The sequence below is a fragment of the Streptomyces sp. NBC_00080 genome (genome assembly GCF_045041255.1).
In the GTDB taxonomy this organism is placed as follows: domain Bacteria; phylum Actinomycetota; class Actinomycetes; order Streptomycetales; family Streptomycetaceae; genus Streptomyces; species Streptomyces coriariae.
The window spans coordinates 4,989,030-5,009,205 of record NZ_CP108235.1 but is presented as its reverse complement, the minus strand read 5'-3'; the positions used below and the strand labels follow the sequence as shown (position 1 = coordinate 5,009,205).

The 20,176-nt window shown below is 70.3% G+C and carries 13 protein-coding genes and 5 tRNA genes; 9 read left to right on the top strand and 9 right to left on the bottom strand.

What is annotated here, in order from left to right; translation table 11 throughout:
• Positions 1-39: 39 nt before the first annotated feature.
• Positions 40-855, bottom strand: a complete 816-nt coding sequence (locus OHU34_RS22475; RefSeq protein ID WP_405767999.1) for a DeoR/GlpR family DNA-binding transcription regulator — start codon at positions 853-855, stop codon at positions 40-42.
• Between the two features lie 55 nt (positions 856-910).
• Entirely contained in the window at positions 911-2,077 is a 1,167-nt protein-coding gene (locus OHU34_RS22470; RefSeq protein ID WP_142265029.1) for a N(5)-(carboxyethyl)ornithine synthase, read from the bottom strand.
• Between the two features lie 256 nt (positions 2,078-2,333).
• Here OHU34_RS22470 and OHU34_RS22465 point away from each other — a divergent pair, with 256 nt between their 5' ends.
• The gene (locus tag OHU34_RS22465) at positions 2,334-3,068 is read left to right on the top strand and encodes a hemolysin III family protein (protein ID WP_405767997.1); all 735 of its coding nucleotides are present in this window, start codon (positions 2,334-2,336) and stop codon (positions 3,066-3,068) included.
• A 105-nt stretch (positions 3,069-3,173) separates the two neighbouring features.
• Positions 3,174-3,533 (top strand): hypothetical protein, encoded by a 360-nt coding sequence (locus OHU34_RS22460; protein ID WP_020131259.1) that lies wholly within the window; start codon positions 3,174-3,176, stop codon positions 3,531-3,533.
• Positions 3,534-3,689: 156 nt separating this feature from the next.
• On the opposite strand, the gene OHU34_RS22455 is transcribed toward OHU34_RS22460, so the two are convergent.
• The 6 genes from OHU34_RS22455 to OHU34_RS22430 form a co-directional block, all read right to left on the bottom strand.
• A tRNA-Lys gene (locus OHU34_RS22455) sits at positions 3,690-3,762 on the bottom strand.
• 100 nt (positions 3,763-3,862) lie between these two features.
• Positions 3,863-5,416, bottom strand: a complete 1,554-nt coding sequence (locus OHU34_RS22450) for an amino acid permease (RefSeq protein WP_142265031.1) — start codon at positions 5,414-5,416, stop codon at positions 3,863-3,865.
• Positions 5,417-5,464: 48 nt separating this feature from the next.
• Positions 5,465-8,533 (bottom strand): FG-GAP repeat domain-containing protein, encoded by a 3,069-nt coding sequence (locus tag OHU34_RS22445; RefSeq protein ID WP_405767994.1) that lies wholly within the window; start codon positions 8,531-8,533, stop codon positions 5,465-5,467.
• Between the two features lie 212 nt (positions 8,534-8,745).
• Positions 8,746-11,028, bottom strand: coding sequence for a DEAD/DEAH box helicase (locus OHU34_RS22440; protein ID WP_405767992.1), 2,283 nt, complete (start codon positions 11,026-11,028; stop codon positions 8,746-8,748).
• Between the two features lie 396 nt (positions 11,029-11,424).
• Positions 11,425-11,964 (bottom strand): hypothetical protein, encoded by a 540-nt coding sequence (locus OHU34_RS22435; RefSeq protein ID WP_142265034.1) that lies wholly within the window; start codon positions 11,962-11,964, stop codon positions 11,425-11,427.
• Between the two features lie 96 nt (positions 11,965-12,060).
• The gene (locus OHU34_RS22430) at positions 12,061-12,411 is read right to left on the bottom strand and encodes a metallopeptidase family protein (RefSeq protein WP_142265035.1); all 351 of its coding nucleotides are present in this window, start codon (positions 12,409-12,411) and stop codon (positions 12,061-12,063) included.
• Positions 12,412-12,496: 85 nt separating this feature from the next.
• On the opposite strand from OHU34_RS22430, the gene OHU34_RS22425 reads away from it, so the two are divergent.
• The 7 genes from OHU34_RS22425 to OHU34_RS22395 all read left to right on the top strand — a co-directional run bounded on the left by OHU34_RS22425 (position 12,497) and on the right by OHU34_RS22395 (position 19,042).
• Positions 12,497-14,083, top strand: a complete 1,587-nt coding sequence (locus OHU34_RS22425; RefSeq protein ID WP_405767990.1) for a metallophosphoesterase — start codon at positions 12,497-12,499, stop codon at positions 14,081-14,083.
• An 80-nt stretch (positions 14,084-14,163) separates the two neighbouring features.
• Positions 14,164-14,236: transfer RNA gene (locus OHU34_RS22420), tRNA-Glu, on the top strand.
• 38 nt (positions 14,237-14,274) lie between these two features.
• Positions 14,275-14,349: transfer RNA gene (locus OHU34_RS22415), tRNA-Asp, on the top strand.
• A gap of 23 nt (positions 14,350-14,372) precedes the next feature.
• Positions 14,373-14,446, top strand: a tRNA-Phe gene (locus OHU34_RS22410).
• A 115-nt stretch (positions 14,447-14,561) separates the two neighbouring features.
• Positions 14,562-18,530 (top strand): ATP-dependent RNA helicase HrpA, encoded by a 3,969-nt coding sequence (hrpA, locus tag OHU34_RS22405; protein ID WP_405767988.1) that lies wholly within the window; start codon positions 14,562-14,564, stop codon positions 18,528-18,530.
• Positions 18,531-18,624: 94 nt separating this feature from the next.
• A tRNA-Asp gene (locus OHU34_RS22400) sits at positions 18,625-18,699 on the top strand.
• A 151-nt stretch (positions 18,700-18,850) separates the two neighbouring features.
• Complete coding sequence (locus tag OHU34_RS22395; RefSeq protein WP_405767986.1) at positions 18,851-19,042, top strand: DUF6274 family protein; 192 nt, start codon at positions 18,851-18,853, stop codon at positions 19,040-19,042.
• Between the two features lie 489 nt (positions 19,043-19,531).
• Here the strand turns inward: OHU34_RS22395 and bldC are convergent, their stop codons facing one another.
• A complete protein-coding gene (bldC, locus tag OHU34_RS22390; RefSeq protein ID WP_003949541.1) occupies positions 19,532-19,738 on the bottom strand; it encodes a developmental transcriptional regulator BldC in 207 nt (68 codons plus the stop codon).
• Between the last annotated feature and the right edge of the window lie 438 nt (positions 19,739-20,176).

Sequence of the window (20,176 nt, the reverse complement as noted above, 5' to 3'; positions counted from 1 at the left end):
CGGTTTCACGGGATCTCCTGGAACGGGTTCAGAACGGGTTCAGGCCAGCCGGGTCTCGACGCCTGCCTCGCGCAGGGCGTCCAGGGTCTGCGGGCCGCCGGGATGGGTGGCGGGGTCCGCCGCGGCGGCGTCGGTGACGAAGGACTGCACGGCGTCGAGCGGGGCGACCTGACTGAACGCGCGCACGCCCAGCTTGGTCGCGTCGGCGACGGCGACCGTACGGGCGGCCTGACCGAGCCCCACCTGCTTGACTGCCGCGTCCTCGAGCGAGAACTCCGACCAGCCGTGCACGGCGTGCACCCCGCCGATCGACATCACGAACACGTCGAAGGCCAGGGACTCGAGGGTGCGCAGGGCCAGCGGCCCGACGAGGGACCGCTCACCCGGGCGGGACCGGCCGCCGACGACCAGCAGGTCGATGCCGGGCCGGTCGGCCAGCCGCAGCGCCGCCTGGAGACTGAGCACGGCCACGGTCAACGGGCCCCGCGCGGCGAGGTGTTCCGCCACGTGCACGGTCGTGGTGCCGGCGTCCAGCAGCACCCGTGACCCCGGCTCGACGAGTCCGGCGACGGCAGCGCCGAGCCGGTCCTTCGTCGCCGCCTGCCACGCCTGCCGGGCCTCGAAGCCGCCGCCCTCCTCGCGCGGCCGCCCGGCGACGGCCCCGCCGTGCACCCGCCGCACCAGCCCCTGCCGCTCCAGCACGTCCAGGTCCCGGCGCACGGTCATCTCCGAGACCCCGAGCCGCTGCGCGAGCTCGGCGACGGAGACCCGCCCCTGCCCTTGCCCCTGCCCTTGGTCCTGGCCGTGCCCCTGAACGAGGCGCAGGGTCAGGTCGAGACGGTCTGCGACATCCATGACGCCATTTCTACCACGCCAATGTTCGAATGAACATCGACATGTTCACCGAGGCCTAGGAGCTCAGCGGCGCCGCCAGCACCTCGGGAGCGTGCGGATAAGCGGCCGACCGGTGCTGGAACGAGAGGATCTTCGGGTTCTGGACGACCCCGTCGCGGATCTCGACGGCCTTCATGACCGTGGGGTCGGCGTCCCATGCCGCGGGACCGCTCATGACCTTGCGCAGGTAGGGAAGGAGCGCCTCGCTGATCTCCCAGGTGGCGGAGTTCCACAGGTGGGACGGGCTGTGATCCACCGCGTAGTAGTGACAGCCCGGCCCCACCGCGGGCATGGGCTCGCCGAAGGTGGTCGGACGGGCCCATTCGAAGCCCATGCCCTCGTCGCAGGCGACGTCGACGAAGAAGGTGCCCGGCCGGAACAGGGCGAGCTCCTCGTCGGTGACGAACATGAGCGGCGCGTCGGTGTCCTGCAGGACGCAGTTGACGATGATGTCGAACCCGGCCAGGTACTCCGCCAGCGGCATGGAACCGGCCGCGGTGACGGCCCGCAGGCGCGACGGATCGTCCTCCTGCTCCTCGAAGTGGGCCATCACGACCGAGGGCATCGGCGAGGCCACCGCCGCGGCGGCGCGCTGGGTGAGCACCGTGACGTCCGTGACCCCCATGGCGCCCAGGCCGGTGACCGCTCCGCGCGCCGTGGCGCCGAAGCTGATGACCACCGCGCGCAGGCGGCGGCCGTAGTGGCCGGTGAGCCCGCCGAGCTGGAGGGCGTGCAGCACCGAGCAGTAGCCGGCGAGCTCGTTGTTCTTGTGGAACACATGGACGCTGAAGGCGCCCGTGGAGGTCCAGTGGTTCATGGCCTCCCAGGCGATCAGGGTCAGCCGCCGGTCGATGGCGATCTGGGTCATCTTCTCGTCCTGCACGCAGTGCGGCCATCCCCACAGGACCTGGCCCTCGCGCAACTCGGCGATGTCGTCGTGCATCGGCTTGGGCAGCAGCGCGATGTCGCACTCGGCGATGAGCTGCTCGCGCGAGCGCAGGCCGGCCACCAGTGGTCGCAGCGCGTCGTCGGCGATGCCGAACCGTTCGCCGTAGCCCTGTTCGAGGAAGATCCGCTCGCGTACGTCCGGGGCGATCCGGTCGAGGTGGCGGGGATGCAGCGGTAGGCGGAACTCGTTCTCCTTGCGGGAGGAGGCGAATACTCCGAGACTCATGAGGCTCATGTGGGGCGGCTCATTTCCGACCGGACACGATGTGCTCCGGCATTGCCGTTCCCCGAGGGCGACGCCGAAACGGATGACGGCGTGCGAGGTGCGCTCGGTACCGCCACCGTACTCCCGGCCCGGTCACGGAGCGCCCGCCGCTCGTTTGAGCTCGAAGGACCCGTAGGTCCAGGTGGCATCCGGGGCCCCTGCGGGCTTCTAGCATGATCGAATGGTTGCCGATGATGCCCAGAGGTCCGGGACAGGACGGGAAGTCGTGTCCCGCGACGACGTGGACGGCGGAAACGACGCCGGCGGAAACGACGCCGGGGAGAACCCGCACCCCGTCACCGACCTGGTGGAGCGGGCGGCCGAACTGGTCGAGCCGATCAAGCCGAAGCTGCGTGGCTGGCTCCACGCCGCGATGGTCCCCGCCTCACTGAGCGCCGGCATCGTCCTGATCTGCCTGGCCGGGACCCCTGAAGCGACCCTGGCCTGCGCCGTGTACGCCGTCACCGCCTGGCTGCTGTTCGGGACGAGCGCCGTCTACCACCTGGGCACCTGGGGGCCGCTGGGCGAGGCCGTTCTGCGTCGCCTCGACCACGCCAACATCTTCCTGATCATCGCCGGCACCTGCTCCCCGCTGGCCGTGCTCCTCGTGCCCTCGGACCAGCGGGCCCTGCTGCTGTGGATCGTCTGGGCGGGCGCGCTGGCCGGCATCGCCTTCCGCGTCCTGTGGGTCTCGGCCCCCCGCTGGCTGTACACACCCTGCTACCTGGCCCTGGGCTGGGCACCGGTGAGTTACCTGCCCGACTTCCTGCACGCCGGCGGAGCGGCCGTACTCGCCCTGGTGGTGGCCGGCGGTCTCCTCTACAGCGCGGGTGCGGTGGTCTACGCCGTCCGCCGCCCCGACCCCTCACCCCGCTGGTTCGGCTTCCACGAGGTGTTCCACACCCTGACCGTGGCGGCCTTCGCCGCCCACTACGTCGCCATCTCCCTCGCCGCCTACTGACCCCGACGCATCGCACCGCCGCACCCGCCCCGGCGCTGCGCCGACCGCGGCACCGGTATCCCCGCGGGCGCGTCCCGGACGGGTCGGTGCATAGAATCCGATCTCATGCCGAAGCCTGACGAGCTGATCGTTGACATCGCCGCCCTTGTGGAGTCCGAGCAGAGCAATCAGATGCCCCTGACCGTGGTCACCGGTGGTGCCGTCATCACCGGTCGACTGGCGCCCGAAGCCACCTGGCGGCAGAGGGTGTCGGAGGTGCTGACGGACTCCGCCCACCTCGGAGAGTTCTCCGCCGTCTTCGACACCCCCGCGAAGAAGGACGGCCCGCCCACGCATCTGCACTTCCATGTCGCCCGGATCCTCCAGGGCACGGTGGGGATCCCCGAGACGGGCGGGATGTACCGCGTGGCGATCGAGGACGTCAGCGCCTGGACCATCGGGGACTTCAGCTACTCCGACCACTGACCGACCGCCCCGCCGCCGAGCCGAGAACGACGCGGCACGGCACCGCACCCGCGCTCAAGCACCGGCCCGGAAACGGGTGCGGCGCCCGGGTCGACCGAAGTCGACCCGGGCGCCGCACCACAGGCCGGAAGGGGATGTCCCCCGCCTCGCCGCCGGTAGGCCCTGTGGGACTCGAACCCACAACCAATGGATTAAAAGTCCACTGCTCTGCCAATTGAGCTAAGGGCCCAGGCGATGTTGCCTCCCCGAGCATAGCCGGACGCGGCCGTGTCTCCGATCGGGTATCGGAGACACGGGCGCGCCGGACGACGCGAAGCGATCGAGATCGGTCACTGCTCGGGCAGTTCGGCGGGTGCCGCCGCCCGTGACGCCTCGCGGGCGATGGTCCGTTCGTGCTCCGGATCGAGGAACCAGTTGCGGGCGGAGACCTGCCACCACACCCCCGCGAAACCCAGCACGACGAGGACGGCGACCGGGGCGTAGTTGAAGGTCTCCCAGGTGACCGGGGAGACCTGGGGCAGCATGAACAGGACGGTGATGACGGCCACCCACGCCACCGACACCACGCCGATCGCCTTCGACCAGCGGCCCAGGTGCCACGGTCCCCGCGCGAAGGCCTCGCCCTTGCGCAGGCGCAGCAGGGTCGGTATGACGTACGCGATGTAGAGGCCGATGACGGCGATCGAGGTGACGGCCGCGTACGCGGTCACGTTGATCAGATAGGGCAGGCCCAGCAGCAACGCGCCGCCGGCCGCCAGCCAGACGGCCGCGACGGGCGTGCGGGTGCGCGGGCTGACCGTGTGCCAGATGTGCGAGTACGGCAGCGCCCCGTCCCGCGAGAAGGCGTAGATCATGCGGCTGTTGGCGGTCACCGACGCCATCCCGCAGAAGAGCTGGGCGCCGATCACCACGAGCAGCAGCAGCTTGCCGGCGGTCGCGCCGAGCGCGTCGAGCAGGATCTGGGCGGGCGGCGCGCCGGTCGGGGAGGCGAGCGCGGCGTCGTAGGACTGGATGGCGTACGTGAAGCCGAGCAACAGCACGAAGCCCGCGATCCACGAGGTCCAGATGGACCGCACGATCCCCTTGGGGCCGGCCGTCGACGCGTCGTGCGTCTCCTCGGTCATGTGGGCGGAGGCGTCGTACCCGGTGAAGGTGTACTGGGCCATCAGCAGGCCGAGCAGGACGACGTACACCCCGCTGCCCCAGCCGGTGTTGTTGACGAACTCGCCGAACACGAAGGACGTCGACCGGTGCTTGTCGGGGACGAAGGCCAGCGCTCCCACGATGACGCCCACGCCCAGCACGTGCCACCACACGCTCACGCTGTTGAGGAGGGCGACGATCCGCACCCCGAAGGTGTTCAGCAGTCCGTGCAGCACCAGGATCCCGGCGAACAGCAGGACCGTCCGGCCGGGCGTCACCTCGAAGTCGAACTGGAGGTTCAGATAGGCGCCGAGGAAGGAGGCGGCGCCGAAGTCGATGCCCGCCGTCACCGCCACCTGGCCCAGCACGTTGAACCAGCCCGTGAACCAGGCCCAGGCCGCCGCCGATCGCGGGGGCGCCAGCCGGTGGGCCCAGAAGTACAGGCCCGCCGACGTCGGGTACGCCGAACAGATCTCGGCCATGGACAGGCCGACGAACAGGGTCATCAGCCCCACGGCGACCCAGCCCCAGGTGATGACCGCCGGGCCGCCCGTGTTCATGCCGAACAGATACAGCGTCAGGCAGCCCGAAAGGACCGAGATGATCGTGAAGGAGACCGCGTAGTTGGAGAACGCCGACATGCGGCGGGCGAGGACCTGGGTGTAGCCGAGTTCGGCCAGCCGCTCTTCGTCCGAGAGTTTCCCGGGAGCCGGCCGGCCCGCTGTGCCGTCATCTGTCATGCCCCCAGCAATTCCCCTGCCGAGGGCGTGACACACGTCACAACTTGGCTAGAAAATGCCCTTGTAGTTCTGCCAGCCGGCGCCGATCTTGACCCGCGCCCCGAACGTGCCCGTCCCGGTGCCGGGCAGCCGGTACAACCCGCCCGCGGTGTCGCGCACCACGAGGTCCGCCTTCCCGTCCCCCGTGATGTCCCCGGCCCCGGCGACCGCGTTGTACGAAGCCCCCCAGTTCGCGAACAGCTTCACGCGCGCCGAGAAGGTGCCGTTGCCCTTGCCGATGTAGCGGTACAGGTTGTTCGACGTGTCCTGGGCGATCAGATCACCGATGCCGTCACCGTTGAGGTCGCCGACGCCGATGATCTTCTTGTACGTCTTCCAGTTGTCGTAGAGCTTCACCGGCGCCGCCAGCTTCCCGGCGGCCGTCCCCTTGTAGAGGTAGACCCTGCCGTTCGACGGGTTGCGGGCGATCAGGTCGGGGCGGCCGTCCTTCGTGACGTCACCCGGCGAGGTCAGGATGTCGAACTGGGTCCAGCCGCTGGTGCCCAGCGTGGTGTACGGCGATGTGGGCCGTACCGCGCCACCGCAGCCCGTCCGGTACAGCCGCAGCGCCCCGCTGCCGAGCCGCACGAGAACGTCGTTGCACCGGTCACCGCTCAGGTCACCGATCGGCACCGCCTTGATACCGGTGGGCCAGCCGCTGCCGCTGACCTGACCGGAGAACGTGCCCTGGCCCGTGCCCTGCTGGTAGGTCAGCGTGCCCGAGGAGGGCATGGTCAGCAGATCGCCCGCACCGTCCGGCTTCGCCCCCGGTCCCACGTAGTCGTGGAACACGGCGTTGCCGCGCACCATCCGCACGGTGCCCCGCGTCTGCAAGGGGGCGCCGACGCCGTCCGCGGGCGTGACCGAGAGCGTCCAGTCGTAGAAGCCGTTGGGCAGGACCGCCCCGGCCGTGGCGCTGGTGCTCCACGGGACCTTCAACTCACCGCGCAGGGTGCCGCCGTCGGTGCCGCCGACCACCTTGCCGGTCGCCTTGTCACGCACCGTCAGGGTCCAGCCGGCGGCCGGCTTCGAGAGCAGCACGTCGGTGAGGACGGGCGACGTCGTAGGGGAGACCTCCGTGGCGCCCTGCGGCACGTCCAGCAGGCTCAGCGGTTGCTGCCGCACGCCGGACGGTACGAGGTGCACGCGCTCCTGACCGTCGACGTAGGCGGCGTTCCCACCGGACTCGTCGACCGTCCAGCGCACGTCCCGCTGGGAGACGCCCGTGTCAGGAAGGTCGCCGACGACCCGGCCGGAGGGGGTGCCGTCCGCGACCGTCGTGAGCGTCAGCTTCCCGGCCTGCTTGTCGTGGGTGACGACGTACCCGTCGCCGAGTTCGGCCTCGTCGGCCGGGACCGGCACGGACTTCTTCGCCGTGCGGTCGTAGACGCCCGCCCGGCCCTCGCACGTCCAGTACAGCCACCGGCCCAGCGCCTGGAGTTCGGTGGGCGTGCACCCCGCGTCGGTGGTGACGGTCTCGGTCGTTTTCCCGGCCGTCAGGTCGTACGCGGCGACAGTGCCCGGGGTCGTGCCGGTCGTCCACAGGAGGTTGCCGGAGAGGGCGGCGGGCCCGGGGGTGCGGGTGACGACCGGGGCGCCGGCGCTGCCGATCCGGTAGACGTACTGCTGCCCGGGTGCCGTGTAGAGCACGTAGCGGCCCGAGACGTCATTGATCTGCCCGCCCAGGGGCAGCCCGGTGCGCTCCCAGAGACCGCCGTCCGGCCCATGGACCTTGATCCGGTCGGTGTTCAGGTCGTGGGTCAGCCAGGCGATACGGCCGTCGGTCGTGCCCCGGACCTGGGCGCAGGCGACGTCCGTGGCGGCGCAGGTGACCATGGGGACGTCCGTGGTGAACGCGCTGCGCTCGCCGAACGAGGGGGTGCCGGAAGGGGAGACGGTCCGTACCCAGTCCGCGCGTACACCGGTGCCGTAGTGGTCCAGGACCACGAGCCGTCCCTGCTCCAGGGACAGACCCTGGATCCTCCGCGGCGGCTTGGGCAGCGCCTTGAGCAGCGTCACCACGGGCGGGCCGCCGTCCGCGCCCGGGGTGATGCGCTGGATGCCCCAGTCGTCGGTGCCGACCCGGCCGATCTTCACCGCGGCGCCGTCGGCCCCCGCCGCGGTTCCTTGCGCCGAGGACCGCAGCAGGGTCACCCGATCGCCGCCCGTGAGGGGCTGCGCGGTCGTCGTAGTGGTTCCGTTGACCAGCCAGTCGCCGACAACGGTCAGGTCCCGGGCGACGTCCGGCCCGTCGCCGACGCCCTGGAGCGCGACCTCGACCGGGGCAGCCGACAGGTCGGGCGGGAACACCAGCACCGTGGCCTTGCCGGAGGCCGAGACGACGACATGACCACCGCCCAGGTTCACCTGGCTGTACCCGACGGGGATCGGGCCGCTCCAGCCTCGCACCTCACCCGTCGCACGGTCCACGGCGGCCAGGCCCACCTGCTGCCCGTCCACGGAGCCACGGAAGTACAGCGTCCGCGCGTCCGCGCCCACGGCGAAACCGAGCACGAGACCGGCCGGTCCTCCCGTGACCACCGAGTCCCCGGTGGTCCCGTCGGACCCAGGCGTCAGCAGATGCACGATCCGGGTGGCATTGCCCTCCTCACCGGTCCCGCTCTCGTAGGCCACGGTCAGGTTGTCGAAGGACGTCAGGTAACCGAGCCCGGCCGGGACCCGCAGACCACGGGTGGCGCCGTCGGACGCGTCCCAGAAGTCGACCCGCCCGTCAGCGTGGTGGTACGCCAGGACGTCGGTGCCGGTCGGTGCCCCCACCGTCCCCAGGGGAGCCGTCGGCACGCGCACCGTCTCGCCGTCCGAGTAACGGGTCCACAGCACCCCGCTGGTGCCCTCCAGGGTGTGGAACACCCCCTGGAGACCGGCAGAGTCGTGGCCGCCGTGGCCCGACGCCGTCCGCAGGGCCGCCGACGTGTAGGTGTCCCGCAGTGTCGCCGGCACCACCGTCTCCTGCGGGGTGTCCGCGACCGCCGTGGACGGCAGCAGCGGGGTCAGTCCGGCCGCCAGGACGGCGGAGGCGGCCACGAGACGCAGACGTGCGGAGCCATGACGAGTCAAGAAGGTCCCTCCCCGGGAACGGAGACGGACGGGACCGGACGCCTCTCGGCTTTCACGGTCCCCGGCCCCCCGGCCTTCACATCCGTCTCACAAGTCGGCTGATCCTACAGTCACTTCACAGGCCCGGAGAAAGGGGTTACTGGAGACGGAAAACGCCGTGGCCCCCACCGATGTTCGGTGGGGGCCACGGCGTTCACTCAACTGAGCCGATGTCAGCCGTTGCGCTTCCAGCGCGGCTTGTCGTCGCGACGGCCGGTCGTGCCGGAGCCGGAGCCGGTGCCGCGGTGGTCGTCACGGCGACCGAACGGGCGGTCGTGGCCGCCGGAGCGGAAGCCCGGGCGGTCGTCGCGACGGTCACGGTTGAACGGACGGTCGCTGCCACGGTGGGTGGACGGACGGTCGTCGCGACGGTCGCGGTTGAAGCCGCCCGACTGACGGTCGTCGCGGCGGAACCCGCCGGAGGGACGCTCGTCACGACGGTCACGGTTGAAGCCGCCCGCGGGACGCTCGTCGCGGCGGAAGCCGCCGGAGGGGCGCTCGTCACGACGGTCGTCGCGGCGGTCGTCGCGACGGTCACGGTTGAAACCGCCCGCGGGACGCTCGTCACGACGCTCGAAGGAACGGCCACCGCGGTCGTCACGGCCGGCGCCGCCACGGTCGTCACGGCGGTCACGGTTGAAGCCACCGCGGTCGTCACGACGCTCGAAGGAACGGCCACCGCGGTCGTCACGGCGGTCGTCGCGGCGGAACCCGCCACGGTCGCCGTCACGGCGGTCACGGTTGAAGCCACCGCGGTCGTCACGGTTGAAGCCGCCACGGTCGTTGTCACGACGCTCGAAGGAACGACCACCGCGGTCGTCACGGCGCTCGTAGTTGCCCCGCTCGTCACGGCGCTGACGCGGCTGCTCGTACGCGGGCTGCTCGGAGACCGCGGCCTCGGCCGGCGCCTCCGCCACGGTGTTCTGCTCGACGACCGCCTCGGCGGCCGCGACGACAGCCGCCTCCGGGTCCTCGCCACGCTCGCGCGCCACGCGGGCCACCAGACGGTCGGCCTCCTCGCGCAGCTCGGTCGCGCGCCGCTGCGCACGCTCCAGCTCCTTGCTGAGCTCGGAGACCTCACGCTCGGCCTGCTGCGCCGCGTTGCCCGCGGACTCGGCCTGGACCTCCGTCATCGAACGGGCGCCGGTGATCTCGGCGACCTCCGGCTCGAAGGCGGCGCCGCCCTGGATGATGTGACGCCCGGCGTCGACGCCCGCGTCCTCCATCAGACGGAAGATCTGACGGCGCTGGTGCGGCAGCGAGAGGGAGACGACCGTGCCGGTGCGGCCGGCCCGCGCGGTGCGGCCCGCGCGGTGCAGGTAGTCCTTGTGGTCGCCGGCCGGGTCCACGTTGAGCACCAGGTCGATGCCGTCGACGTGGATACCGCGGGCGGCGACGTCGGTCGCGACGAGCGCGTTGACGTAGCCGTCCTTGAAGTCGGCCAGCGTGCGGGTCCGCGCGCCCTGGGTCATGCCGCCGTGCAGCGCGTCCGCCTTCACACCGGATTCGCGCAGCTGCTCGGCGATACGGTCGGCGCCGAGCTGGGTGCGGACGAAGATGATGGTGCGGCCCTTGCGGGAGGCGATCGCGGCGGTGACCGGCGCCTTGTCCTTGGGCTTCACGATCAGGATGTGGTGCGACATGGTCGTGACGTTGCCCTGGGCGCTGTCGACCTCGTGCGTGACGGGGTTGCTCAGGTAGCGCTTGACCAGCGTGGAGATCTCGTTCTCCATCGTGGCCGAGAACAGCATGCGCTGGCCGCCGCCGGGGATCTGGTCGAGCAGCTCGGTGACCTCGGGCAGGAAGCCCAGGTCGGACATCTGGTCGGCCTCGTCGAGGACGGCGACCTGGACGTTCTCGAGCGAGCAGGCGCCGCGGTTGATGAGGTCACGCAGACGGCCCGGGGTGGCGACGAGGACGTCGACGCCGCGCTCCAGGGCGTACATCTGGTTGCTCATCGACGTACCGCCGCAGACGACCTTCATCTTCAGGCCGAGTACGTCGCCGTACGGCTGAAGCGCGTCCGCGACCTGCATCGCGAGCTCACGCGTCGGCGTGAGGATGATGCCGCGGGGCTTCTTCTTGTCGGTGTGGCCGCCGGACAGCGACGCCAGCAGCGGCAGACCGAACGAGAGGGTCTTGCCGGAGCCGGTGCGGCCGCGGCCGAGGATGTCCTTGCCGGCCAGGGCGTCCGGGATGGTCGCGGCCTGGATCGGGAAGGGGCTGGTCACGCCGTTCTGCGCGAGCTTGCGCACGACGCCCTCGGGGAGCCCGAGGTCGGCGAAGGTGAGTTCGGGGGTCTTCGGGGCCTCGGGCGTCTCGACGATGGCCTCGACGGCCTCGGCGATGGCCTCTGCGGCCCCGACGGTCTCCGCGACCTCGATCGCCTCGAGGGTGATCGGCTCGTCGTTGGTGTTCTCGGGCACGACGGAGTGATCAGTACTGGAAATGGACATGCGAATGCGAAACCTTCCGGAGTCTCAAGTCGGCACGCGCCCGTCAACTCCGTGTTCGCATTGCACTACGACCGCCTCTATGCGGTCAGCCACGGCAAGGGAGAGTACGCGCCACACGGCGCGCTCTGCGGTGGCGCCGGGCAAATGGGATCAAACGATCTACCACTATAAGCACCCTGACCACCGAAGGCAAACCGAGCCTCATCACCGCAGCTCAGCGGCCTCCTCGGGCCCGAGGAGAAGACCTGCGCGACGGGCCTGCGCGACGAGCCTTCCCGAAACGGACGACCTGCCCGCCACCACACACCCGACCGAGGCGAACGACTCCGAGGCGAACGACTGTCCGAGGCGAACGACTGTCCGGGCGGAGCAACCGGTCCGGGCGGAGCAACCGGTCTAGGCGGGCGAGCCCGCCTCCGGCGCCGGCTCCCGGTCCGCCAGCTGCGCCGCCGGGCCCCCGTCGCCCTCGTGCGCCGAGGACGACGGCTCGGCGACCGTCGGCTCCGGCGTGGGGGACGGCGGCTCCGGCGTGGGCGCGGGCGGCTCCGGGTCCGGCGAGCGCGTGGGCGCGGGCGGCTGTGCCCCGGTGGGCGTCGGCACCCCCGGCTGCTCGCTCGTCCCCGGCCGCACCGCCCCCGCCGAGGCCGGCGCGCTCCGGCCCGCCGACGGCGGGGCCGAGACCGACGCCGAGGCGCTCGCTCCGCCCTTGCCGCCCTTCCCGTGCCCGTGCTTGCCGTCGCCGCCCGCCGCACCCATCCCGAAGCCTGCCCCGGAGCCCGCCGAGACCCCGCCGGGAGCCTCACCGCCCCGCTGCCCCGCCGAGTGCGACGGCTTGGCCCGGCCGCCCTCCTCGTGCCCCACGCTCATGCAGCCGGCGGCCGCGGCGACGGCCATGACCGTCGCGGCCAGACGAACGGGTACGTACAAGGGGCGCACGGGGCCACCTCCGGGGCAGGCGTAAGGAGTCGACGTGCCCAACTCCCGGCGCCCGCAAGAGGACACGCGCCGACGCGCACCCCTGTGCCGGACGGCTCAGCCGTAGCCGAGGGCGTGCAGCCGCGTGTCGTCGATGCCGAAGTGGTGGGCGATCTCGTGCACCACCGTGACCTCCGTCTCGGCGACGACCTCCTCCCGCGTCCTGCACATCCGCAGCGTCGGCCCCCGGTAGATCGTGATCCGGTCCGGCAGCACACCGGCGTACCACTCCCCGCGGTCCGTCAGCGGCGTCCCCTCGTACAGCCCGAGCAGCTCGGGATCGTCCGCCGCCGGTTCGTCCTCGACGAACACCGCGACGTTGTCCATCAGTCGCGTCAACTCCGGCGGAATCCGGTCCAGCGCTTCGGCGACCAGTTCCTCGAACTCCTCACGCGTCATCTCCAGCACAGGCCCCATTGTCCGGTACGACGCGGTCGGGCGGAGGTCACGAACCGTCCGCATACCAACGCCCGGACCCGGGCATAGGGCACCAATGGTCCGAGCCCGTCTCCCCACCGCAGTCCTGAAGCGCCGCAAGCCCGCCCGGAGCGGGAACCCGGTCCCCGAACTCGCCGCCCGGCCCAACCCCTGGATCCGCGCTCTCGGCCTGACCGCCGTCGTCGTCGTCGGCGCTTGGCTCGGCCTGCTGATCGTCGGTGACGTCCGCGTGTCCGTCGGCCCCATGAACACGACGATGACCCTGCGCCCGTCCGTCACCGGCGGCACGAAGATCAACATCTCCCCGCTGGGCGCGCTCAGCCTGGACAGCCACATCGCCCCGGTCCGTCTCGACGTGAACGTGGACCAGCTCGACCCCGAGCGCTCCCAAGCCCTCGTCGACCACCCCGAACGCCTCTCCGGCCTCCAGGACGAGGTCGCCCGTGACATCGAGCACGGCACTCTCGACCTCGCGCTCCGCTCCTGCGTCGCCGTGGTCTCCGGCGCCACCGCGCTCGGCCTCGCCGTCTACCGCCGCCCCCGCCGCGCCCTCGCCGCCGGCGGTCTCGCCCTCACCCTGCTGGCCGCCTCGGGCGCGACCGCGTACGCCACCTGGAACCCCAAGTCGGTGCTGGAGCCGCGGTTCTCGGGCCTGCTGTCCTCCGCGCCCTCACTCGTCGGCAACGCCCGCAGCATCGTCACCGAGTTCGACGTCTACCAGCAGGAACTCGCCCGCCTGGTCACCAACGTGACCAAGCTCTACGACGTCACCTCCACGCTCCCCGCCTTCCAGCCGGACCCGACGACCGTCCGCGTCCTGCACGTGTCCGACATCCATCTGAACCCCGCGAGCTGGAAGATCATCGCCTCGCTCGTGGAGCAGTACAAGGTCGATGTGATCGTCGACTCCGGCGACACGATGGACCACGGCTCGGCCGCGGAGAACGGCTTCCTGGACCCCATCGCCACGCTCGGCGCGCCCTACGTCTGGGTCAGGGGCAACCACGACTCGCTCGTCACCCAGCGCTACCTGGAGGGCATGAAGAACGTGCACGTCCTCGACGACGGCCGCGCGGTCACCCTCGCCGGGCTGCGCTTCGCCGGCATCGGCGACCCCCAGTTCACCCCCGACCGCTCCTCCGTGCCGGGCGCCGAGGAGTCCCAGGAGGAGGCGGGCGCCCGGCTGGCCCAGGCCCTGCGCGCCCAGCGGGACGCCGGCACCCCGGCGGACGTGGCCGTCGCCCACGAGCCCTCCGCCGCCCGGGGCACGGACGGCGGGGTGCCCCTCGTGCTGGCCGGGCATCTCCACCACGAGGACATGGAGGTCATGAAGAAGGGCACACGGCTGCGCGTCGAGGGCTCCACCGGCGGCAGCGGCCTGCGTGCCGTCGAGGGCAAGTACCCGGACCCCATCGAGGCGTCGATCCTCTACTTCGACCGCGACACCCGCCGCATCCAGGCCTGGGACGAGATCAAACTCGGCGGCCTGGGTCTGACGACGGCCGAGGTCAGCCGCCACCTCCCGAAGGAGAACCTGCCCGGAGCCGTACCGTCCCCGAGCCCCTCTCCGACTCCCTCCCCCAGCCCGCCGCTCAGCCCGTCCGTGAGCCCCTCCGGAACCCCCTCCAGGACGGCCCCGTAAACCGTTTTGGCGATACCCCCCGCCATCCCATATGCTCATGACGTCCCCGACGCGCTGAGAAGCGCCCAGGCGGGCCGATAGCCCTCATCGTCTAGCGGCCTAGGACGCCGCCCTTTCAAGGCGGTAGCACGGGTTCGAATCCCGTTGGGGGCACGCAACACCGTGTGCGACACTGTCGTACACAACAGCTTGGTCCTGTGGAGCAGTTTGGAGTGCTCGCCACCCTGTCAAGGTGGAGGCCGCGGGTTCAAATCCCGTCAGGACCGCTGAGGTTTCTCTGAAACCTCGTGGCTGGGTAGCTCAGTTGGTACGAGCGATCGCCTGAAAAGCGATAGGTCGCCGGTTCGACCCCGGCCCCAGCCACAAGAACGAAACCCCCTCCGGGTGACCGGAGGGGGTTTTCGTCGCTGCGCGTCGGACGGGGCGGGCCCAAAAGCACTCGCCCCTTCTTTCGCCGAGATGAGATCCTGGATCGCGTATGTCTACGCACCCCACTCCCGGCGCCGCCGCTCCGGGCACTCCCGCCCTCGGCTACCTCGCCCCCCGCCTGACCGAGCTGTCCCTGCGCGACGCGCACCGGCTCGGGCGCAGGCTCGAAGGCGCGCGCAAGATCCGCAAGCCGGAGGCCCGTGCCGCCGTCCTCGCCGAGATCGGGGCGGAGGTCGCACAGGTCGAGGAGCGGATGGTCCTGCGGCGCGGCCGGGTGCCCGCCGTCTCGTACCCCGAGCAGCTTCCGGTCAGCCAGAAGAAGGACGAGATCGCGGCCGCCATCCGTGATCACCAGGTCGTCATCGTCGCCGGTGAGACCGGGTCCGGCAAGACCACCCAGATCCCCAAGATCTGTCTCGAACTGGGGCGCGGCGTCCGCGGCATGATCGGGCACACGCAGCCCCGTCGGATCGCCGCCCGCACCGTGGCCGAGCGGGTCGCGGAGGAACTCAGGACACCGCTCGGCGAGGCCGTCGGCTGGAAGGTGCGGTTCACCGACCAGGTGAACCCGGACGCCACCTTCGTGAAGCTGATGACGGACGGCATCCTCCTCGCGGAGATCCAGACCGACCGCGAGCTGCGCGCGTACGACACGATCATCATCGACGAGGCCCACGAGCGGTCCCTCAACATCGACTTCCTGCTGGGCTATCTCGCCCAGCTGCTCCCCCGCCGCCCGGATCTCAAGGTCGTCATCACCTCCGCGACCATCGACCCGGAGCGTTTCTCCCGGCACTTCGGTGAAGCGCCGATCGTCGAGGTCAGCGGGCGGACGTACCCGGTGGAGGTCCGCTACCGGCCGCTCCTCGAAGAGGACTCCGACGACGCCGACCGCGACCAGATCACCGCGATCTGCGATGCCGTCGAGGAGCTCCAGTCCGAAGGGAAGGGCGACATCCTCGTCTTCCTCTCCGGTGAGCGGGAGATCCGGGACACGGCCGACGCGCTGGAGAAGAAGAAGTACCGCTTCACGGAGGTGCTGCCCCTCTATGCCCGGCTCTCGCACGCCGAGCAGCACCGGGTCTTCCAGCAGCACACGGGCCGCAGGATCGTTCTGGCGACGAACGTGGCCGAGACGTCCCTGACCGTCCCGGGCATCAAGTACGTCATCGACCCCGGCTTCGCCCGCATCAGCCGCTACAGCCACCGCACCAAGGTCCAGCGCCTGCCCATCGAGCCGATCTCGCAGGCCAGCGCCAACCAGCGCAAGGGCCGCTGCGGCCGGACGAGTGACGGCATCTGCATCCGGCTGTACGACGAGGACGACTTCCTCGCCCGCCCGGAGTTCACGGACGCCGAGATCCTCCGTACGAACCTGGCCAGCGTCATCCTCCAGATGACCGCGGCGGGCCTCGGCGACATCGAGAAGTTCCCCTTCATCGACCCGCCGGACCACCGCAACATCCGTGACGGCGTGCAGCTGCTCCAGGAGCTGAACGCGCTGGACCCGGCCGAGAAGGACCCCCGCAGGCGGCTCACCCAGACCGGCCGCAAGCTGGCCCAGCTGCCCGTCGACCCGCGCCTCGCGCGGATGGTCCTGGAGGCCGACAAGAACGGCTGTGTCCGCGAGGTCATGGTGATAGCCGCCGCGCTGTCCATCCAGGACCCGCGCGAGCGCCCGGCCGACAAGCAGACCCAGGCCGACCAGCAGCACGCCCGCTTCAAGGACGAGACCAGCGACTTCCTCGCCTATCTCAACCTGTGGCGGTACGTGCGCGAGCAGCAGAAGGAGCGCGGCTCCTCCTCCTTCCGGCGTATGTGCAAGCAGGAGTACCTGAACTTCCTGCGCATCCGTGAGTGGCAGGACATCTACTCGCAGCTCCGCACGGTCGCCAAGCAGATGGGGATCCATCTGAACGAGGAGGACGCGCCCGAGCAGAGTGTCCATGTCTCGCTCCTCGCCGGGCTGCTCTCGCACATCGGCATGAAGGACGTGAAGGACGGCAACAAGAACGAGTACCTGGGCGCGCGGAGCGCCAAGTTCGCGATCTTCCCGGGTTCGGCGCTCTTCAAGAAGCAGCCGCGCTTCGTGATGTCCGCCGAGCTGGTGGAGACGAGCCGTCTGTGGGCCCGCGTCAACGCGAAGATCGAGCCCGAGTGGGTCGAGCCGCTCGCCGGACACCTGCTGAAGCGGACCTACAGCGAGCCGCGCTGGGAGAAGGACCAGGCGGCCGTCATGGCGGACGAGAAGGTCACGCTGTACGGCGTCCCGATCATCGCCCAGCGGAAGGTCAACTACGGGCGGATCGACCCGGAGACCTCCCGCGACCTGTTCATCCGCAACGCGCTGGTCGAGGGTGACTGGCGCACGCACCACAAGTTCTTCGCCGACAACCGCCGGCTCCTCAGCGAGGTCGAGGAGCTGGAGCACCGTGCCCGGCGCCGGGACATCGTGGTGGACGACGAGACGCTGGTCGACTTCTACGACCAGCGGGTGCCCGAACACGTCGTGTCCGGCGCGCACTTCGACTCGTGGTGGAAGCACAAGCGGCACGAGCAGCCCGATCACCTGGACTTCGAGCGGGAGATGCTCATCCGGGAGTCGGCGGAGGCCGTCACCAAGGCCGACTATCCGGACTCCTGGCGACAGGGCCGGCTGAAGTTCCGGGTGACGTACCAGTTCGAGCCGGGCGCGGACGCGGACGGTGTGACCGTCCACATCCCGCTCCATGTCCTCAACCAGGTCACGGACGAGGGCTTCGACTGGCAGATCCCGGGCCTGCGCGAGGAGGTCGTCACGGAGCTGATCCGTTCCCTCCCCAAGCCGATCCGCCGTCACTACGTACCCGCGCCGAACTTCGCGAAGCGATTCCTGGACCGCGCGGTGCCCCTTCAGGAGCCGCTCACGACGACCATGGCGCGTGAGCTGAAGCGCATGGTCGGCGTCCCGTTCGAGGCCGACGACTTCGACTGGTCGCGGCTCCCCGACCATCTGCGGATCACCTTCCGGATCGTCGACGAGCGGCGCCGCAACCTGGCCGAGGACAAGGATCTCGAGACCCTGAAGCTCCGGTTGAGACCGAAGGCGAGGCAGGCCATCTCGCAGGCGGCCGCGGCCACCGCCGAACGGCAGGGCGGCGAGTCCCTGGAGCGTTCGGGCCTGACGGACTGGACGATCGGCTCGCTCGCCCGCGTCTTCGAGACCCGCCGCGCGGGCCAGCCGGTGAAGGCGTATCCGGCGCTCGTCGACGACGGCGACACCGTGTCCGTGCGCCTCTTCGACACGGAGGCGGAGCAGGCGGAGGCGATGTGGAAGGGCACGCGCCGGCTGATCCTGCGCACCATCCCTGTCAATCCGGCAAAGTTCGCATCCGAGAAGCTGACGAACGCCCAGAAGCTCGCGCTGTCCGCGAATCCGCACGGCTCGATCCAGGCGCTGTTCGACGACTGCGCGATGGCGGCGGCGGACCGGCTGATCGCCGACTTCGGCGGTCCGGCCTGGGACGAGGAGTCGTACCGGAAGCTCTACGACAAGGTGCGCGCGGAGATCGTCGACACGACGGTGCGGACGGTCGGGCAGGTGCAGCAGGTCCTGGCCGCCTGGCAGGCCTGCGAGCGCCGCCTGAAGGGCGTACGCAGCCCCGTGCTGCTCGCGAACCTGGCGGACGTGCGCAAACAGCTGGACGCCCTCGTGAAGCCCGGCTTCGTGACCTGGGCGGGGCTGCGCCGCCTGCCCGACCTCATGCGCTACCTGGTGGCCGCGGACCGGCGGCTCCAGCAGATGCCGACCGGCGTCCAGCGGGACACCAGCCGCATGGAGAAGGTCCACGAGATGCAGGACGAGTACGCGTGGCTGCTGGAGCAGCTGCCGCAGGGCCGGCCGGTTCCCCAGCAGGTCCTGGACGTCCGCTGGATGATCGAGGAGCTCCGGGTCAGCTATTTCGCCCACGCGCTGGGCACGGCGTACGCGGTCTCCGACAAGCGGATCGTGAAGGCGATCGACGCGCTGGCGCCGTAACGGCTCCCGCACGGAGGGTGAGTTCGACCACCGGGCTCACCCTCCTGTACAGTCCTTCTCGCAGCGCAACGCAACATCAAGTGCCGCAAAACCTGGTCCTGTGGAGCAGTTTGGAGTGCTCGCCACCCTGTCAAGGTGGAGGCCGCGGGTTCAAATCCCGTCAGGACCGCAGTGAAAGAGTGACAGAGAGCCCGGATCTTCGGATCCGGGCTCTCTGCGTTGTCCGCCGCCCCCCCTGACCGCTCCCTTGACGCCGTCGGCTTCCGCCGGTACCCCAGAAGCCAGGGCCCGTTCTCGCGTGGCCCCGACGGAGGTGGGGCATGGCGGCATCGGTCAGGCACGAGACGCGGGCACTGCTTCGCGCGCACCTGTCGGCCGCGACCCCCTACCGGCATCTGACCCGTCACTGCCCGATCTGCCACCGTTTACTGCGGCTGGCCATGGACGGCACTCCACGGGGCCCGGAGGCCCCTGAAGAGGCCGTGGGGGGCGACACTCCCTCGACCGCGTGATCCGGCGCCCTCATGACCTCCGGCCACGCCGGCGCCCGCACGCGCGTCCGCCAACGGCCGTACCCGCGTGGGGAGCTGGAACGCGAGCCTCCTCTAGCGCACATGAGCCAGAGGCAACAAGGCTCCTGGCATGTGACGGGTGTCACGGCATGAGTTTTGAAAAGCCGGGTTCTTACCAGGCTCCTACAACTGGTCAATTTTATATGTGCAATTGCACCACTGCGGAGGATGCCCCCCGGAACCCTCCCAGAGCCTCCCCAGACTCCGACAAGGCCACTCACAGAGCCACCTGATACGACCCGCCGCGCGCCCTCAAGCCGTCTCAAGCGCACAAAAAAGATCGCGCTGGACCCGGCGGAGTCCAGCGCGATCGACGACGTTCCCAGGGGGCGAGGGGCCTGTTGGGGCAGGACCCACGTCGCTTGTAGCTAGGTTTCGGGCGTCCGAACAGGTTGGGGGACCTGACGTGTTGCCCGGTTATTCACTTGTTCAGGCCTCGCTGCGCTGCTGCGGGATACCCGCAAGCAGTGCGCGGACCTCGGCCTCGCGATAACGGCGATGTCCGCCGAGCGTACGAATCGATGTGAGCTTGCCGGCCTTCGCCCACCGCGTGACCGTCTTGGGGTCGACGCGGAACATGGTGGCGACCTCAGCCGGGGTCAGCAGCGGCTCAGCATCAGGGGTGCGAGCGGTCATGAGCGGCCTCCTCGGGAGAACCGAACCTTCTCGGTTCTTTCCTCTAAATTCTGCACCTTGACCCGCGTTGCCCGAAATGGCGGACGCGAGTCGAGTCGGTTATAGGACGAACGGCTTGTCCTCGGCACTACAACTACACCATCCGTCCAGCCGCGTCGGCCAAACCGATGGAATTGCCCCCCAGGTGTTCATCGGCGACGGAAGCCGATGGACCATGCCATAGCGGACAGTCACGCCACTGTGACGATCAGTCACAGGGCGATCAGGAGGCACCAGACCCCCCAAAGCGCTGCAATGCTGAGATTTCCCCCCACAGTGGAGCATAAGCAGGCGGACGGAGCCCTCCCCGGACTCCTTGTCCTATTTTGGCACGAGGAGGGGCAACCGACGCAAGGGCCGTGTACGTGCGTTCCATCACCCTTGCGACATAAGCCCGGA

Bases quoted from the DNA above. Each gene is read 5' to 3' on its own strand.
- OHU34_RS22475 (WP_405767999.1), bottom strand. From the start codon at position 855: ATGGATGTCGCAGACCGTCTCGACCTGACCCTGCGCCTCGTTCAGGGG.
- OHU34_RS22470 (WP_142265029.1), bottom strand. From the start codon at position 2,077: ATGAGCCTCATGAGTCTCGGAGTATTCGCCTCCTCCCGCAAGGAGAAC.
- OHU34_RS22460 (WP_020131259.1), top strand. From the start codon at position 3,174: ATGCCGAAGCCTGACGAGCTGATCGTTGACATCGCCGCCCTTGTGGAG.
- OHU34_RS22450 (WP_142265031.1), bottom strand. From the start codon at position 5,416: ATGACAGATGACGGCACAGCGGGCCGGCCGGCTCCCGGGAAACTCTCG.
- OHU34_RS22440 (WP_405767992.1), bottom strand. From the start codon at position 11,028: ATGTCCATTTCCAGTACTGATCACTCCGTCGTGCCCGAGAACACCAAC.
- OHU34_RS22425 (WP_405767990.1), top strand. From the start codon at position 12,497: ATGGTCCGAGCCCGTCTCCCCACCGCAGTCCTGAAGCGCCGCAAGCCC.
- hrpA (WP_405767988.1), top strand. From the start codon at position 14,562: ATGTCTACGCACCCCACTCCCGGCGCCGCCGCTCCGGGCACTCCCGCC.
- OHU34_RS22395 (WP_405767986.1), top strand. From the start codon at position 18,851: ATGGCGGCATCGGTCAGGCACGAGACGCGGGCACTGCTTCGCGCGCAC.
- bldC (WP_003949541.1), bottom strand. From the start codon at position 19,738: ATGACCGCTCGCACCCCTGATGCTGAGCCGCTGCTGACCCCGGCTGAG.